General features: G+C 70.7%; 2 protein-coding genes. Both read right to left on the bottom strand.

Going from position 1 to position 1,821, the window contains the following annotated elements:
• On the bottom strand, nucleotides 1-1,364 hold a 1,364-nt coding region (locus ACIP98_RS42395), incomplete at its 3' end, for a DEAD/DEAH box helicase family protein (protein WP_401982225.1).
• A complete protein-coding gene (locus ACIP98_RS42390; protein ID WP_401982224.1) occupies nucleotides 1,361-1,687 on the bottom strand; it encodes a hypothetical protein in 327 nt (108 codons plus the stop codon). The genes ACIP98_RS42390 and ACIP98_RS42395, both read right to left, overlap by 4 nt.
• Between the last annotated feature and the right edge of the window lie 134 nt (nucleotides 1,688-1,821).

The raw sequence follows: 1,821 nt of genomic DNA, 5'->3' as shown, positions 1-1,821 counted from the left end.
GTGCTGCCGTCGGGGTTGGGTCGGAGGGCGCGGCCGATGTTCTGGACGATTTCGACTTGGGAGCCGCGGGTGTCGGCGAAGCAGACGGCTTCGACGCCGCGCTCGCCGGTGATGTCGACGCCCTCGCCGAGGACGCGGACCGAGGCGAGGAATGCCCGGTGGACCCGCTTGCCGTCCTCATCGGTGCCGTTGGCGAACTGCCGGAGTACCTCACGCCGCTCCGCCACCAGGTGGTCGCCGCACAGCCACTGCGCCCAGACGCGGTCCGGGGGGACGTGGCGGCGGGCGGGGAGTTCGTCGGGTTCGGCGCCGATGGGGGATGCCGGTCGGGCATCGGCTTCGGCCAGGGCGTGGTCGGAGACCTCGTCCTCATACAGGTCGGCGGCGGTTTCCGGGAGCTTGGCGGCGAACGCGGCGGCTTCCTCGACGCGCTGGTGGAACGTCATGATCGTTTTGATGTCGAGTCGCGCGGTGTGTTCCAGGAGGGCGGCCTGCAGGAGGGCGAGGCGCCGGCCTCGCAGGGCTTCTTCGCTGGCGCCGACGGTCCAGTCGGGGTCTTCGATCTCCAGGACGTCGATCTCGAAGCCGGCGAGGATGCCCCGCTCCACCGCCTCCGACAGCCCCAGCTCGAAGATCCACTCCCCGTAGGTGCCGGCCGGGTCGGAGACCATCGAGGCGATCTCCAGCTCGGTCCCGTCCTTGCCCTTCGGCGGGCGTGGCGCGGCCAGGATCCGCGGTGTCGCGGTCAGGTAGAGCCGGTAGGAGGCGGGGATGCGGGTGTTGTCGTGGATCGCGGCCCACGGCCGACCCAGGTCCCCAGCGGTGCCGTGCGCCTCGTCGAGGATCGCGAGGTCGAACGGGGCCAGCCGCTGCCCGTACAGGCGCTGCCCGCCGGCCAGTGCCGCCTCGAGCGGCCCCCGCACCCGTCCACGACCTGTTACGTCCTCGGGGTCGTCCCGATCGACCAGCGACGCGTACGTGGCGAACACGACCACCGGCCCGGACCCGGCCCACAACGCCAACTGGATCGGGTTCGTGGTGGTCCGCACCCGCAGCTGCTCCAGGACCTCGTCGCCCTCCAGCGAGCACACGCCGACCATGGGCCCCCGGTGCCCGACCCGGCGCCACGCCTCAGCCGTCTGCACGAGCAGGTCGAGGGTGGGCAGCATGACGAGGATCCGGCCGTCCCGGAACAGGTCCAGCGCAGCCACAGCCGCCGTGATCGTCTTCCCGGACCCGGTGGCGGACACCAGCGTGGCCCGCGCCCCCTCAGCAGGAACCGCAGAACGTGCAGGGAATCCCACCCACCGGCGGATACGGGAATTCGCCTCGACCTGGTGCTCACGCAGCCGCACAAAACTCACGCCCGCCCCTCCTCCAAAGACGGCGTGAACGCCACGACCACCAATTGACCCGCCTCGTCCACCTGCGCCTGCTCCACCAGCTCATCCAGGAGACGCCCGGGCGTGACACCGTACCGGCCCGCCCACTCCCGCACCCGCCTGCCGGCCTCACCACCCAACGACACCACCAGCCGTTCCCGATCCTCCCGCACCCGATGCACATCCTCCCGCGCCGCACGAAACCTCCGCCGCGCCTCGCCCACGGCAGCCTCACGCTCCATCTGCCAGCGCAGATACACCGGATCCGCCCGCACCGAGTACACCGTCAACCCTCGCTGCTCCACCAGGTCTCCAATACGCCGCCACTCCGCAGCCTTGGCCCGCAGCTGATGAGCGACGGTTGTTTTTCACTGGTTTGCGTCGTGTGTTTTCACTGGTGCGGGTTGGGGTGGTGGGTGTGGGGGGTGTCGTGGGGTTG

Source organism: Streptomyces sp. NPDC088354, assembly GCF_044753585.1.
GTDB lineage: Bacteria > Actinomycetota > Actinomycetes > Streptomycetales > Streptomycetaceae > Actinacidiphila.
This window is presented reverse-complemented; position numbering and strand designations above follow the sequence as displayed.